The 15344-nt window shown below is 66.8% G+C and carries 9 protein-coding genes; all 9 read left to right on the top strand.

Annotated features, from left to right (window positions below):
- Positions 1 to 366 precede the first annotated feature (366 nt).
- The 9 genes from OHA98_RS21440 to OHA98_RS21400 all read left to right on the top strand — a co-directional run bounded on the left by OHA98_RS21440 (position 367) and on the right by OHA98_RS21400 (position 15324).
- Entirely contained in the window at positions 367 to 2250 is a 1884-nt protein-coding gene (locus tag OHA98_RS21440; protein ID WP_266928296.1) for a SidA/IucD/PvdA family monooxygenase, read from the top strand.
- A gap of 43 nt (positions 2251 to 2293) precedes the next feature.
- Complete coding sequence (locus tag OHA98_RS21435; RefSeq protein ID WP_266928294.1) at positions 2294 to 2473, top strand: MbtH family NRPS accessory protein; 180 nt, start codon at positions 2294 to 2296, stop codon at positions 2471 to 2473.
- Positions 2416 to 4284 carry a non-ribosomal peptide synthetase gene (locus OHA98_RS21430; RefSeq protein ID WP_323179617.1) on the top strand — a complete coding sequence of 623 codons (1869 nt, stop codon included), beginning with the start codon at positions 2416 to 2418 and terminating at the stop codon, positions 4282 to 4284. The genes OHA98_RS21435 and OHA98_RS21430 overlap by 58 nt, the downstream gene beginning before the upstream one ends.
- Positions 4281 to 7472: an amino acid adenylation domain-containing protein gene (locus OHA98_RS21425; protein WP_266928290.1), complete on the top strand. Its 3192-nt coding sequence runs from the start codon at positions 4281 to 4283 to the stop codon at positions 7470 to 7472. The genes OHA98_RS21430 and OHA98_RS21425 overlap by 4 nt, the downstream gene beginning before the upstream one ends.
- Positions 7469 to 11458, top strand: coding sequence for an amino acid adenylation domain-containing protein (locus OHA98_RS21420; RefSeq protein ID WP_266928289.1), 3990 nt, complete (start codon positions 7469 to 7471; stop codon positions 11456 to 11458). Before OHA98_RS21425 ends, OHA98_RS21420 begins: the two co-directional genes overlap by 4 nt.
- Positions 11459 to 11538: 80 nt before the next feature.
- Entirely contained in the window at positions 11539 to 12837 is a 1299-nt protein-coding gene (locus OHA98_RS21415) for an MFS transporter (RefSeq protein ID WP_266928287.1), read from the top strand.
- Complete coding sequence (ddaH, locus tag OHA98_RS21410; protein WP_266928286.1) at positions 12838 to 13644, top strand: dimethylargininase; 807 nt, start codon at positions 12838 to 12840, stop codon at positions 13642 to 13644.
- Positions 13645 to 13671: 27 nt separating this feature from the next.
- Positions 13672 to 14274, top strand: coding sequence for a 2OG-Fe(II) oxygenase (locus OHA98_RS21405; RefSeq protein ID WP_266928284.1), 603 nt, complete (start codon positions 13672 to 13674; stop codon positions 14272 to 14274).
- 768 nt (positions 14275 to 15042) lie between these two features.
- Positions 15043 to 15324: a hypothetical protein gene (locus OHA98_RS21400; protein WP_266928282.1), complete on the top strand. Its 282-nt coding sequence runs from the start codon at positions 15043 to 15045 to the stop codon at positions 15322 to 15324.
- Positions 15325 to 15344 lie beyond the last annotated feature (20 nt).

Genomic DNA, 15344 nt, shown 5'->3' with positions numbered 1-15344 from the left:
TGCAGCCGGTCCCAGCACTTTGGGGCGCTCCGGAGCGGGGGTGGGCGTGCATGCTTGTCGGTGCATGCGTACCGGGGGGTAAATGAGAGGGCGGGGTCTTGGCAGTATTTGCCAAGTTGGTAGGCCTCGGGTCTTCGTAGGTCTTCGTGCGGTACTCGATCGCTTGTGGCGAAGGGTGGATGGGCCCTCATTCATGGGTGCCGGCGCCGGCCGGATTCGAAAGATTGCGCAACCGTGCGCGTGTCTGACATGAATAGCTGAAGCACCGCGACGCGTTGTGCCCTCGGGTTGCCTTCTGTTCGCCACGTCAACTCTTACTGAGCTGTCCAGACCAAAATAATTTCTGAATTATTGAGGAGAAGGTCCATGCTCGATATGCTGGGGATCGGATTCGGCCCGTCCAATGTGGCGCTGGCCGCTGCCATGACAGAGGCGGAGAATCCGCCCAGAGCACTCTTCCTGGAGGCCAGGGAAAGACTTGCCTGGCACCCGGGAATGCTGCTGGATGGCGCCCGGATGCAGATTTCTTTCCTCAAGGACTTAGTGACGCTGCGCAATCCGGAAAGCCCTTATTCCTTCCTCGCGTACCTCAAGGCCAAGGATCGCCTGGAGGAGTTCGCGAATCTCCGGGAATTCCATCCCTCTCGTATTGAATTCCAGGACTACCTTCGCTGGGTGGCGGGGCACTTCGAGCACCAGACTGTCTTCGGGGCGCGCGTGGCGTCGGTCAGTCCGGACTTCGGCATCGACGGCATGGCGCGCAGCTTCACGGTCAGTGCGAAACTCGCACATTCCGGGGAGTACGTCACCTATCAGACACGCAACGTCGTGTACGCCCCGGGTGGGACTCCGAATCGGCTCGCGGGTGTGGCTCCGCGTGACGAGCGTGTCATTCATACCGCGGAATTCCTTGAGCGTTTCCCGGAGAGCTTCCCCGATCGCTCGGCGGATCTGTCGTTCGCAGTGGTCGGCGGCGGTCAGTCCGCCGCGGAGATCATTGAGTACATCCTCGCGAAGTACCCCTTGAGCCGTATCCACGCAATTCTCCCCGGATACTCCTTCCGGCCTGCGGACGACAGCCCGTACAGCAACGAGGTCTTCTTCTCCGCCGAGGTCGACGACCACTTCACCGCCCACGACCGCGCGGCTCGGCTGGCGGGGGCGCGCAGCACCAATTACGGCGTCGTGGACCTTGACCTCATCGAAGACCTGTATCGCATGGGCTACGAGGACCGGGTCCGCGGGAATGTGCCGCGGCTCACGCTCTGCCGGTCCAGCAGGCTGCTGTCGGCGGACGCCGGCTCGACGGGAATCGATGTGACCGTCGGTGGCCCGGAGGGCAGCCGGAGCCTGAACCTGGACGGCCTCGTGCTGGCCACCGGCTATCACCGCGAGCTCGATCCCGAGATGTTCAGGGACGTCGTCCCGCATCTGCGGAGGAACGAGTCAGGTGATTTCCTGGTCAGTCGTGCGTACCGGGCGGACAGCGCACCAGAACTGACGGCGGGCATCTATTTTCAGGGCCTCGCGGAGTCGTCGCACGGTATTGGCGACACCTTGCTCTCGCTCCTGCCCTTCCGGTCGGCCGAGATAGCTGAAGACGTGCGGAAGAATTCGGAAGTGCCCTCGGCGGATGAGATGGAATACCCGCCGGACCGTCATGTCGAGACGGACACGGTGGCGCTTCTGGAAACCGTACAGCGTTTCCCGCTCGCGACGTTGATCTCCTCGGATGACGACGGTGAGGTGTTCGCGACGCATCTTCCGCTGATCCTGGACCGGGAACGGGGAGAGCAGGGGGTGCTGTTCGGCCATCTCGACGCCGGAAATCCCCAGGTCCCGAACCTTAACGGCCGCCGGGTGCTGGCGGTGTTCCACGGTCCGAATTCCTATATATCGCCCCGGACCTACACGACGGACCAACTGCCGACCTGGAATTACGTAGCTGTCCATGTGCGGGGCCGCGTGCGCGTTCTGGAGAACCAGGACCAGGTTGTCTCGGGCCTTGCCGGCATCAGTGAGAATGCCGATCGGTCGGAGGGCGCATACCGCTTGGACAAGAACGACTCACGTATCGAGAAGCTCATCGGCGGAATCGTGGGGTTCGAGCTGGACATCGAATCGTTGACCGGCCGGTTCAAGCTCTCCCAGGACCGGAACGAAGAGGATCGGAAGCGTGCCATGGCGGTTCTCCGTGAGGGTGTGGGCGGCGAGCACCATGACTTCGTGGCTCGAATACACCAACAGTGAAGCGCTCCTCGGTGGCAGCTGACTGGAACCTGGACGAGGGATTATGGAAAACCCTGGCGCATATGTGGTTGTCCGCAACGTTGAAGAACAGTACTCGATCTGGCGCGCCGGTCGACGAATTCCGGACGGCTGGACGGTGGTGGGCGAGCCGGCGGAGAGGGCCGAATGCCTGGATCGTATCGAGGAGCTGTGGACGGACATGCGTCCGAGGAGCGCGCGGTGAGGGCCGGTGCTGTGGGGGAATTCTCGATGAACAATGCCGAACCAGGCTGTGTGCACGAGCTGTTCGACCATCGAGCGACGCAGTCACCCGAAGCCGTGGCTGTGCGGTCGGAGGGGATGGATCACTCGTACGCCTCTCTACGGAGGGCCTCCGACAGCATGGCCGCGATACTCGTCGGGAAGGGGGTGCTGCCGGGCGACGTCGTGGCCGTCGCCTGCCCAAGGTCGTTCGACCTGATTGCCGGCATGCTGGGCATCCTCAAGGCGGGTGCGGCGTACCTTCCGATCGAGCAAGAACTTCCCGACGCCCGGGTACGGGGAATGCTGCGTACAGCCGGTGCCCGGGTGGTGCTTACCGGCGGTGCGGGAGCCGAGCGCACATGGGCGGACTTCGGCGTGGCAGAGGTGCCCGCAGGTGAGCGCACGCCTCGGCGGCAGGCGCCAGGAGTCGCGGTCTCTCCCGCGATTGCCGCCTATGTGCTCTTCACCTCCGGATCGACCGGAAAACCCAAGGGCGTTGTCTACCCCCATGCGGGCGCGGTGAACCGGCTCCGCTGGCTCCAGGAGACCTATGGCCTCCGGCCGGGCGACCGGGTGCTCCAGAAGACACCTTACGGATTCGACGTATCGTTCTGGGAGTTCTTCTGGCCGCTGTCCGTGGGTGCCACCCTGGTCTTCGCCTCCGCGGGAGATCACCGGGATCCGGCGCGAGTGGCCGCACTGATCAGGGACGAGCGGATCACTGTCGCCCATTTCGTCCCGTCGGTTCTCCGCATCTTCCTCGACCAGAAGGACGTGGCGGAGTTCACCTCCTCGCTCCGTCATCTGTTCGCCAGTGGCGAGGCACTCTCCCCCGAACTGGCGGAGGCTGTGCACCAGAAGCTGGGTATCCGGGTGGACAACCAGTACGGGCCCACGGAGTCGGGCGAGTGCACCTGGTGGACCTACCGGGAGAACCACGGCCATGCCTCGACGCCCATCGGGGAAGCCGTCCCGGGGTTCCGTACCTACGTCCTCGACGAGCACCTCAGCCGGGTTCCCGACGGTGAGGCCGGTGAGCTCTTCCTCGGTGGCGACGGGAACCTCGCGCATGGCTACTTGGGGGAGCCTGTCCTCACGGCCGAGAAGTTCCTGCCGGACCCGTTCGGCTCACCCGGTGAGCGCATGTACCGGACGGGGGACCGGGTCAGGCACGACCCCGAGGCCGGGTTGCTGTACCTGGGCCGGACCGACAGCCAGCTGAAGCTGCACGGCAACCGCATCGAGACCGGGGAGGTGGAAACCGCTCTCCGGAAGCTGCCGGGCGTCCGGGAGGCCGCCGTCAAGGTCGTGCCCGACGAGACCGGTGGACAGCTGGTCGCCTACGTGCTCACGGACTTTCCTTTCAGCCCCGGTGACGCACGGCGTCTTCTCGCCGAGACCCTCGTGGCGGCCGCTGTGCCCTCGCACTACGTGGTACTGGACGAGTTCCCCGTGAACCGCAACGGCAAGCTGGACCGTGACGCCCTGCCCGTACCCGCGCTCGATGCGGAGGCCGGGAACGGGGCCATGGACGGCGCCTCGGAACTGCACGTCGCCGTCGCCGAGGTGTGGGCGGGAGTGACGGGCCGGTCACCGGCGTCGATCGATCAGGAATTCCTGGACGCGGGCGGCAACTCCCTGAAAGCGGTTCAACTCGTCGGCCGGCTACGCCGGCTGACAGGGCTCGACCTCACCGTGGAGGAGTTCTTCACGGCCGGCACCGTACGTTCCATCGCCACAGTCCTCGAGCATCGGTTCGAGAACCTCGATTCCCCCGGGATACCGTTATGAGTGAACCCCTGTCCCTGCTCGACCGGCTCCGGCAGGCATCACCCGCGGCCGGGTTCCCCAGGAGAAGAACGGCCGACCGGGCCCCGGCATCGGCGGCGCAGCGCCGACTCTGGTTCCTCGCCGAAGCAGACGAGAGCACCGCTCCCTACCACGTGCCCGTTGCCTTCCACATCGACGGCCCGCTGGATGCCGAGGCTCTGGAGCGTGGTGTCTCCCGGGTCGTCGAACGCCACGAGGCCCTCCGCACAGCGCTGGTCGTCGATGCCGACGGCCTTCGCCAGGAGATATCCGAACCGTCACCCATCGTGGTCGAGCGCGGGACCGCGGAGTCTGTCGACGATTTCATCGCCGCCGCGCACCAGGACGCCCGCAGGCCCGTCGACCTCTCCCGCGCGCCGCTGCTGCGGGTCCACCTCTACGCGCTGGCCGACGGCAGTCATGGACTCCTGTTCGTCTTCCACCACGCCGTGATCGACGCGTGGTCGCTCGACATCTTCTTCGGCGATCTCAACGCCGCTTGCGCCGACGAGGCCTTGCCTGCCATAGCCCACCAGTATCGGGACTACACCCAGTGGCAGGAGGACTGGCTGTCCGGCGACGAGGCCCGGCGATCCCGTCACTACTGGACAGGGGCGCTCGCACAGGGGTACCCGCCCCTCTCCATCCACCCGCGTCGCCCCCACGCGTCCGACGGTCCGCGTGGGGGCGCGGTACACCGGTTCGGTGTTCCCGCCGCACCGGTCGAGGAGGTCTCCTCCCGGGCTTCGGCGACGCCGTTCTCCGTTCTGATGGCGGCCTTCCAGACGCTGCTGCACCGCTACTCGCTGAATGACGTGGTGAGCACGGGGGTGCCGGTGGCCTGCCGGACGACCCCGGAGAGCGAGTCGATACTCGGCTACTTCGCCAACACTGTGGCCGTCCCCACCGAGTTCGACAAGGAAACCTCGCTCACGGATGTGGTCCGGAGCGTCGGGCAGCGCATGCGCGAGGCCCTGAGCCATCAGGAACTGCCGTTCGACGAGGTTGTGGGCGCCGTCGCACCACATCGGAGCGCGGATGTGAACCCCCTGTTCGACTCCGTCTTCGTCATGCAGAACACCGAGTCGGCAACTGCTCTCTCCCTGCCCGGCTGCAGGACGCGGCCAGTGCAAGTCCACAACGGAACCGCGAAGTTCGACCTCACCCTGTCCGTCGTCAGGGAGTCGGACACGTTCAGCTGCGAGCTCGAATACGCGACGGACACCTTCGACGCCGATTGGGCCGGGGAATTCGGCCTGGCATTCGGTGAATTGCTGCGCGGGGCGCCGGTTTCCGGTTCCCTTCCCGTCGGGGAGGCTCCGCTGCTCTCGGAGGGGACGAGGGCCGGAATCCTCCGGGACACCGCGCAGGGCGTGGAGCCCTACCGGATCGACTGGACCATGCACGGCCTTGTCGCGGAACAGGCCGCCCGCACCCCTGACGCGACCGCGATCGTCGCGGGCGGAGCGAACATCTCCTATGCCGAACTGGACCGGCGATCCGGCGCACTGGCGGCCGTCATGGCCGAACGAGGCATCGGCCGGGAGTCCGTCGTCGGTGTCTGCATGCAGCGCTCGGTCGAGCAGATTGTCTCGCTGCTGGCGATACTGAAGGCCGGCGGGGCGTTCGTGCCGCTCGACCCGCGCCTCCCGAGGGCACGTCTGGCCGGCATAGCCGACGACGCGTCGCTCGCCCTCGTCGTGACCGACGAGCAGTGCCTCGACCTGGTCGACGGCCTGGCGCCCCTGCTCGTCCCCGAATCGGAACCGGTTCCGGACGCCATCCCGACCGTCCGCACCACTGATCCGACCGGCCTGGCCTACGTGTACTACACGTCGGGTTCGACCGGTAAACCCAAAGGCGTGGCCATCGATCATTCGTGCGCCGGAATCCGTCTGGAATGGCTGCGGCGCCGCTACGCGCTGGGCGGCGGGGAGGCGGTGCTCTACAAGACGCCGCTCATCTTCGATGTCGCGATCTGGGAGATCTTCCTCCCCCTCATGACCGGCGCGACCGTCGTCATGGCGGATGCCGAAGCCGAGTCCGACATCCAGCACATCGCGGACCTCCTCCAGGAGCACCCCGTCGTGCTGGCGCACTTCGTGCCGTCGATGCTGGAGGTCTATCTCCAGGGAGTTGCCCCGCAGGAGTACACCCACCTCCAGTGGATCGCGCTCAGCGGAGAGGCGGCTTCGGCCGCCCTGATCGAGCGGGCTGTGGAGCACTTCGGCGTGCCCGTGCACAATCAGTACGGCCAGACCGAGACCTCCGAGGTCGCTGTGTGGGAAGGCGATGGTGACTCCGTACCCGAACTGTCGGTCATCGGCACGCAGGTGGGTGCCTACCGGCTCTATGTGATGGACGAGTCGCAGGAACTGGTTCCCCACGATATGCCGGGCGAGCTCTGCGTGGCCGGCCTGGACGGCCTGGCCCGCGGCTACGTGGGCAGGCCGAGCCTCACCGCACAGGGCTTCGTTCCCCACCCGTACCCGGCACGGCCGGGCGAACGCCTCTACCGCACCGGGGACCTGGTCCGGCGCCGAGCCACCGGTGAGATCGTCTATCTGGGCCGTGGCGACCACCTGGTGAAGATCCGGGGCTGCCGGGTGGAGACCGGTGAGGTCGAGAGCGTTCTCCTGGACCACCCCGCCCTCACCTCCTGCGTGGTGATCGCGCGTCCCGGACCGGGCGGTGACCTCTGCCTGGTGGCCTACACCGTCGGGCGGGAGGCCGGGCGCGCGGAGCTCGCCGGCCACGCCGCGTCCAGCCTGCCCTGGTACATGGTTCCGAGTGCGTTCGTCCACCTCGGCGAAATGCCACGCACGGCGAGCGGAAAGATCGATCGAAACCGGCTGCCCGAACCGCGGCCCTCCGATTTCGAGCAGGAGAGGTCCTGGGAGGAACCGGAGACGCCTCTGGAGGCTCATCTCGCCGCACTGTGGTCGGAGGTGCTGGGGATGGGGAGAGTCGGCCGTCGCGACGGCTTCTACGCCCTGGGCGGCAACTCGCTTCAGACCACGCGAGTGCTGGCGGCGCTCAAGGCGTCGTTCGGGATCCGGCTGTCGGTCCGGGACTTCATGCACGCCCCCACGGTGGAAGGGCAGGCACGGTCGGTGATGGCCGCCCTGGAGAAGAAGGCCGCCGCACTGCTGGAGGAGAACGGCGCATGAGCGAGCACCTCACCGGGTCCGCCTCCCGCCACGAGCAGTTGGTGGCCGAACTGCTCGCGCAGGGGCTGGGCCGGACGACACCCCGAGCCGGAGCCGGAACGCACACCACGGGGCCTCTGTCAGTCGCCCAGCGTCGGCTGTGGTTTCTCGAACAGCTGAAGCCGGGCACAGCCACCTACAACATCGCCCTGATGGCGGAGCTGCACGGGACGCCGTCCCCCGACGTCCTCCGGGACGCCCTGCAGATCGTGCAGGACCGGCACAGTGTGCTGCGCTGCCGCTTCACCGAGCAGGACGGTGAACCCCGGCAGGAGGTCGTGCCGGGCGGGGGCGTTCCCCTCGTCTGGCACGACCTGCGGACCCCGTCCGCGGACACGGACCCCGACGGGACGGCACGCCGGATAGCCGCGGACTGCGCCGAGCGTCCGTTTCGGCTGGACGAGGCACCACTCTTCCGGTGCGCGGCCGTCCTTCTTCCTGATGACCGCTGGCACCTCGTGTTGTGCTTCCATCACATCGTCGTGGACGGCTGGTCCGTCGGCGTCCTTCTCGAGGAACTGGGCACCCTGCTGAGCGGCGGCAGCCTCGGCCCGGTCCCGTCTTTCCGTTTCCTCGACTGGGTGGCCGAGACCCCCGGGCAGTCGCCCGACCCCAAGGACGAGGCGTACTGGACCAAGAAGCTGTCCGGCGCCCCGGCCGTGGCGACTCCGTTCAACGATGCCCCGCGCCGGCCGTCGGATCACGCCACCGGCAAGCTGATGAGCTTCGTCATCCCGGCCCCCACGGTCTCCGCCATGGAACTGCTCGCCAAGTCGGCCGGAACGACCACCTTCGTGGTCCTCCTGTCCGCGTTCAAGGTGCTGTTGCAGCGGGTGGGCGGGGTGGACGATGTCGTGGTCGGCGCACCGTTCGCGGGACGCCCCGACCCTCGCCTCGACAAGGTCGTCGGCTTCTTCGTCAATACACTCCCGCTGCGCACCGGGATGGCCGGCGCCCGGACCTTCCGAGACGTTCTGGAACGGGTGCACGTCACGGTCATGGAAGCGCAGGACCACCAGGACACGCCGTTCGACCGCATCGTCGAACTCCTCGGCCTCAGCGGGGCCACATCGGAGAGCGCGTTGTTCCGCACCATGCTGGCCTGGCACAACACTCCAGGCGGACACCTGCGGTGGCAGGGGAGGACGGTGGCTCCCACACATCTGGACACCGGCACGGCCAAATTCGACCTGACACTCTCGCTCGAGCAGCGGGACCGTGTGATCGAGGGGCAGGCCGAGTGGCTCCTCGACTTGGCGGACACGGCGTTCGTGGACGGCTTCGTCCACGCCTACGCCGAGTTGCTCCGCTCGCTCACCGACAGGCCGGACGCCCAGTTGGCGGAGCACGCACTGACCGGTCCCCGTGACGAGAGAACGGTCGTCCCGCCCGCCGCCTCGCCCCGGCCGGCAGTGCCGTACCGGACCCTCAGCGAGCCCTTCGGAGAGCAGGCGCGACGGACACCGGATGCCGTGGCGCTCCTCGGTGACGAGGGGACGCTCACCTACGCACAACTGGGGGAGAGAGTCGAGCGGTTCGCCGCCGGCCTGTACGGGCGCGGTGTGCGGCCCGGCGACAGGGTGGGCGTGCTCATGCAGCGCTCTTTCGACATGGTTGCCGCCCTGCACGCGGTGTGCGCGATCGGCGCGGCCTACGTCCCGCTGGACCCCTCGGCCCCGCGGGAACGTCTCCACGGCATGCTGTCGACTCTGGAGATCGCTCACGTCACGGCCCATGGCGCGACCGCTGACAAGGTGCCCGACGGACCGTGGGGAGTGGTGCGCACCGAGAGCCTGGCGGATCCGGACGCGGTGGCGGATGCCCTTCCGGACGCTGCCGGCGACGCGCTGTCGTCGGATCGTACGGCCTACGTGCTGCACACCTCGGGGTCCACGGGACGGCCAAAGGCTGTTGCCTATCCCACTGACGCGTCGTTGGCCTTTCTCGACTGGCTCCAGGGCCTGATACCGGTGGGCCCGGGTGATCGCCTCCTTCTCAAGACGCCCTACGGCTTCGACGTGTCCGTGTGGGAGCTCTTCTGGCCCCTCCACCACGGGGCCACGATCGTGGTGGCGGAGCCCGACGGCCACCTGGACCCGAGCTATCTCGCGCGGTTGGTCCAGCGGCATGAAGTGAACGTGGTGAATTTCGTCCCTTCGATGCTGGAGAGCTTCCTGGGGCAGCTCGACGCCGTCGGCTGCCCTTCACTGAGGCATGTGCTGTCGGCCGGTGAGGAGCTCAAGCCGGGGCTGGTGGCCCTGACCCACCGGAAGCTCGAAGCCGAACTGATCAATCTGTACGGGCCCACCGAGGCCGGCGGGGTGAGCTACTACCTCGCCCGGCCCGGGGTCACGGGGACCGTGCCCATCGGCCGTCCGTTGCCCTATGTACGCCTGTACGTGCTCGACGCCCGCCTGCGGCCGGTCCCTGTGGGTATGCCTGGAGAGCTGTACATAGCCGGCGAACTGGGGCTGGCCGACGGTTACGAGGGCCGCCCCGCCGCCACGGCGGAGAAGTTTCTCCCGGACCCCTACAGCAGAGTGCCGGGCGGCCGGATGTACCGCACCCAGGACATCTGCCGGCAACTGCCGGGAGGCGAGCTGGAGTACCTCGGCCGGAGCGACCGGCAGCTGAAGCTGAGAGGGATCCGTCTGGAACCCGCGGAGATCGAGCAGTCGATGCTGGCGTCGGCCGCGGTCGCCGCCGCGCGCGTGCTGGCGATGGGGAGCGGATCCGAACAGAAACTGATCGGTTTCTATGTGCCGGTGGAGGGTGCCGCACCGGATCCGCGTGCCCTGCGCAGACATCTGGAGCACTGGCTGCCGCGGAACATCATCCCCTCCGCCCTGGTGGAGGTGGAGACCATCCCCACCACTCCGAACGGCAAGACGGACCAAGCCGCCCTGACGGCTGTCTGGGAGGACAGGCAGCAGACAGCGGGTCCTGGGGGACGGACGGGGGACACGGGCAGCAGGCCGAAGCCGGCCGACGGTTCCCTGGAGGCTCGTGTATGTGCCGTCTTCGAGAGTGTCCTCGAGATCCCGACGGCCGATCCCGACACCGGCTTCTTCGCCATGGGCGGGCACTCCCTCCAGGTGCTCAAGCTCACGGCTGTCTGCAAGGAGCGCCTGGGCATCAGACCGTCCGTGGCGACGATCTTCGCCCATCCCACGCCGCGAGAACTCGCTGTATGGATCAGGGAGACGACGACCAGTGAGCAGGACATCGTCGTTCCGCTGACGCCCGGGAAGGAAGGGACGCTGGTCATCGGCGTGCACGCGGCTACGGGTTCCGCACTGCCGTACCTTCCGCTCAGCCGCGCGCTGGCGGACAGCTGTTCCTTCCTCGGGCTGCAGGCGCCCGGTCTGGAGTCGGATGCCAGGACTCCCGGCTCGGTGGAGGAGTTCATCGCCGTCTACCTTCCGGTCGTCGAGCGACTGGCCGCCTCGCGGCGGCTGGTGCTGATGGGCTGGTCCTTCGGCGGCAACGTCGCCTACGAACTCGCCGCGGCGCTCGACCGCCGTGGACGCGCTCCGCTGGCCACGGTCCTCATCGACTCCTGGTACGGGGACGGCCTGGAGGACATCGCAGGGGATACCCCCGAGGAAGCGGTGGGCACGCTGCGCCGGCACGGGCTGGTGCCGGACGGACTCCCCAGTGAGACGGAGACCGGGATGCTGCGGGTGCTGGCCGGGACCTTGAAAGCCTTTCGTGCCTACCGGCCGGCCCGGTCGGAACTGGTGGTCGACCTCGTCAGGGCCACGGCGGACGAAGCGGAGAGCCCCTACCCGCGGCAGGTACGGGAATCCGCCGACCGCGGTATCGGAGCGTTCGCCAAGGCGGTCCGTGTCCACGACGTCGACGCGGATCACTACAGCGTGATGTCCGCAGACCACGTGAGAACGCTGGCAGCGATCTTCAAAGGCATTCTGTGCGAGCACACATGAAAGCGGGTGGTGAAGGAACGACCTCAGGGAAGCGATTGCGACGATATCTACAGGTCAGGCCCGCTTCCCTGAGTCTGGTGATGGCCCTGCAGCTCACCATGGGCACCGCCTGGTGGATGGCGCTGGTTGCCAACCAGGCACGAGCGACCTACGAACTGGGTGCGACGGAGCTGTACCTCGCCCTGGTGGCCACGGTCTGGGGCGCCCCCACCATCCTCCTGGGGCCGTGGGTAGGGCGACTGGCTGATCTGTACAGCCCCGCCGTTGTGGGGGCGGTGAGCACTGCCGTCGGCATCGGTGGGGCGGTCGGCCTTGCCGTCGCGGACTCGGCGCCGTGGTTGCTCGTGGCGGCCTTGACCAGCGGAGTTGCCAGGGCGGTCACTCAGGTTGCCATCGACGCGTTGCCCAGTAGGGTGCTGGGGAGCAACCAAGAAGTGAGATCGAGCATTCTGCTGGGCTTCGCCAGCAGCGTTCCCATCGTTGCTGGTCCCAGCCTGGCGGCTGTCATGCTGGCGAACTGGGGCAGCAACAGCGCCCAGTGGGCGAACGCGGCCGTCCATCTGATCGGATTCGCGGTCTTCTGCGTGCTGCGGGTCGATGTGCCCTCCCGCGGCAGGGACAGGGGCACTGGTGCGGGCAGCCGTCGCCGGAGCCTGTTCAGAGACCCGTCGCTGCGTGAGGCACTGGTGTTGACGGGCGTCGTATGGGTATCCCTGGGCTGGATCGGCCCGTTGGAGATTCTCTTCGTCAACGAGGTGCTGTCCGAGCCGGCCGAGACGTACGCGGCTCTCCAAGTAGCCTTCGGAGTGGCGCTCCTGGCGGCGACGTACGTGATGTCGAAGGGGAAGGCTCTCGCCGTCCGCCGTTGGTTCTTCGTCATGACCGTCGTGCTCGTCGGTGTCGGGGAATCCCTGTTTGCCTCTTCGCGCAGTGTGGGTATGGCATTCGTCGCCATCTCCCTCTGGGGAATGGCCGCGGGTCTGTTCAACCCCGCGAGCAGGATCGCCTTCCTCAAGGCCGCTCCCGTGGAGATGCACGGACGCGCCATGGGGCTCTGGAGGGCAGTGCAGTCCTTCGGCAGCCTGGCCCCTCCGATTCTCGCCGGCGTCGTCGCACACGCCTGCGGACTGCGGACGGCCATGCTCGGCATGGGCGTCTGCACTCTGTTGGCCACAGCGGTGGTGCTCGGGATCTCCGCTCGGCGTGGGACCCCCGGAGTGCGTTCGGCACCACGGGCGGCGGGCGACGCGCGAGCGGACGCGGAATCGGGTGGACCGACGAGTCTCGGAGCCGCTGACAACCAGATTCACATCGAGCCGAATCGAAGGCGTTCGATGCTGTCTCATTTCGGAACCACGAATTCTAGAACGGAGCGGTGAATGTTCCGTACGGCCAAGCCACACCGACTGCTGATGTGCCGTCCTCAGCACTTCGACGTCGTCTACTCGATCAACCCATGGATGGCACCGGAGAAGCCGGTCGACAACGGCCTGGCGGTGCGTCAGTGGGAGGAGCTCCGCCGGCTCTACACGCACCTCGGGCACGCCGTTGAGGTAGTGGACCCTGTCCCCGGCCTCCCGGACATGGTCTTCGCTGCGAACGGTGCCACGGTCGTCGACGGAAAGGTCCTGGGTGCCCGATTCCGGCATGTCGAGCGCACGGCCGAAGGGCCCGCCTATCTGGATTGGTTCGTGCGGAACGGTTACGAGGATGTCTTGTGGCCGGAGTTCATCAATGAGGGAGAAGGCGACTACCTGACCGTCGGCCGCCGGATCCTGGCCGGCACGGGCTTCCGTACGGACTCCAGGTCACACGCCGAAGCTCAGGAGTTCTTCGGGCTTCCGGTCACGGGGCTGACCCTGGTCAACCCGAGGCACTACCACTTGGACACCGCACTGGCCGTATTGTCAGATACTGAAGTCATGTACTATCCGGCGGCGTTCACGACCGGCAGCCAGGCAGTTCTGAAGGAGATGTTCCCGGACGCCGTCATCGCGTCGGACGACGACGCCGCGGTGTTCGGACTCAACGCCTTTTCGGACGGTCGGAACGTGCTTCTGCCCAAGAGTGCCACCGGGCTGATTCTGCAGTTGGAGAAACGGGGTTTCAGCCCCATCGGAGTGGACGTATCGGAACTTCTCAAGGCCGGCGGCAGCGTCAAGTGCTGCACGCTGGTGCTTCGCTGACCCAGAGGCCAATAGGGAGGCTGAATCATGAGTACCAACCGCGAACTGCTCATACAGGATTCCGTCCTGATGATCGACGGACCCGATGGCGGGCCCTACTCCGCAGAGGAGATCGATCGGCTGGTCGGGCTTTGCGAGAAGCTGCCGCGTGATGTGGGAATCGGCGACAACAACAGTGTCGAGGTCGGGCGCATAGTCGTCGACTCCTTCGACATCGCGGTGTCCGAGTCCAGATCCGTACCTCATGAGGTGGCAGCGCCGCACATCGCCGAGAAGATCCTTGAGATCATTGCCAAGAGTGAGGCAATGGCCTACTGGGGCGAGCTGTGTGGCCACAAAGTGTCCGTGCGACGGGCGCAGGCCAACTACATGCAGCAGGGCCAATACATAGGACGGCACACCGACTCGGAATCGAACCCGGAGTACTGCGCCAACGTCGTGATCGGCCTCAGCGATGACTACACTGGGGGTGAGTTTGTGGCTCACATGGACAACGAGCAATCCCGCCGGTTCATCCTTCGCCGCGGCTCGATTCTCGTCGGCACCAACGACCTGCTGCACGAAGTGAGCGAAGTGAGTTCCGGTGTGCGCGGTTCGCTGGTCATGTTCTTGGTGCCCGAAGGGCAGTGACTCCTTCTCGTCCTGGCCGGGGGCAATGACGCGTTCGGTGGACGCCGGGTGAGGCAACAGGGCTCGCAGCAGTCGCTGTTGGTGGACCCACTCGTCAAGTCGCGGACGCAGTACGAGGCGTGCCTTCCCTCCACAGCGTCATGCCCGGTGGCCCCGCAAGCTCTGGCCACCCCGTGCCGAACACTGGCGGCGGCTTCCGCCAGTGTCCGGCCCGGCCTGGCAGACGGTGCACCGGCGGTTCGCGCAGTGGGGCCTGGACCGGGTCCGGGCTCGGCTCCACCGCGTGGTCCTGCGTGGGCGAAGGCGCGAGAGCACGTGCTGACCCGCACGGAACTCTCCGCTGGGCCGGCCCAGCGGCTCTACGGACTTCGGCATGCCGGGATCTCGTTCCGGCCGTACTCCGGCGTGGTCCCCGCCGAATGTGCTCGCCGCGCGGGTCGGAGCATCTCATCCCAGGGCGGTTGCAAGTTCAGGGATCGCGTAGATCGTCCGAGCCCAGCTGGAGTTGACGTGACGACAGCGCAGGCAAGAGACCGGCGACCATCACGGTTTCTACGCCGGCGGATCACATCGAACTCCCGTGCCTGCCGCTCCATCCTGCCGATTCCTGTCGTCTGCCTGTGGCACCGTGCAGGGAAGTGGCTACGTCGACCTCGTGAAATCCATGCCACCGTGCCTGCCGGAGATGTGCGTGCGCCGAGGATGCCTCCAAGGCCAATCCGGCCGCCAGCAGATACCGCAACTACTACCTCATGAGGACCAACTGACATGCTCGACAGGGAACAGGCCGAGCGCAGGGCCGCGGAGTTCCTCGCTGAGGAAAGCAGGTCCTGGGGCCCGTCCTCCCGTGTCCGGATCATCCCCGAGTACTGCTTCACCGACGGAGGACAGTTCATCGCTCCTTACGACCACGTCGATTACCTCGACCATGGTCGCGAGGACATGCAACTCGGCGGAAACCTGCCGGTCGCGGTCGACCTGACAACAGGAGCCTGCCGCTTCATCGACGGGGAGGAGACGGACGACTTCATGGAACGCGACCTGCTCTGAGCTCGACGTTCAAGTGCGCC

The organism is Streptomyces sp. NBC_00654 (assembly GCF_026341775.1).
GTDB lineage: Bacteria > Actinomycetota > Actinomycetes > Streptomycetales > Streptomycetaceae > Streptomyces.
This window is presented reverse-complemented; position numbering and strand designations above follow the sequence as displayed.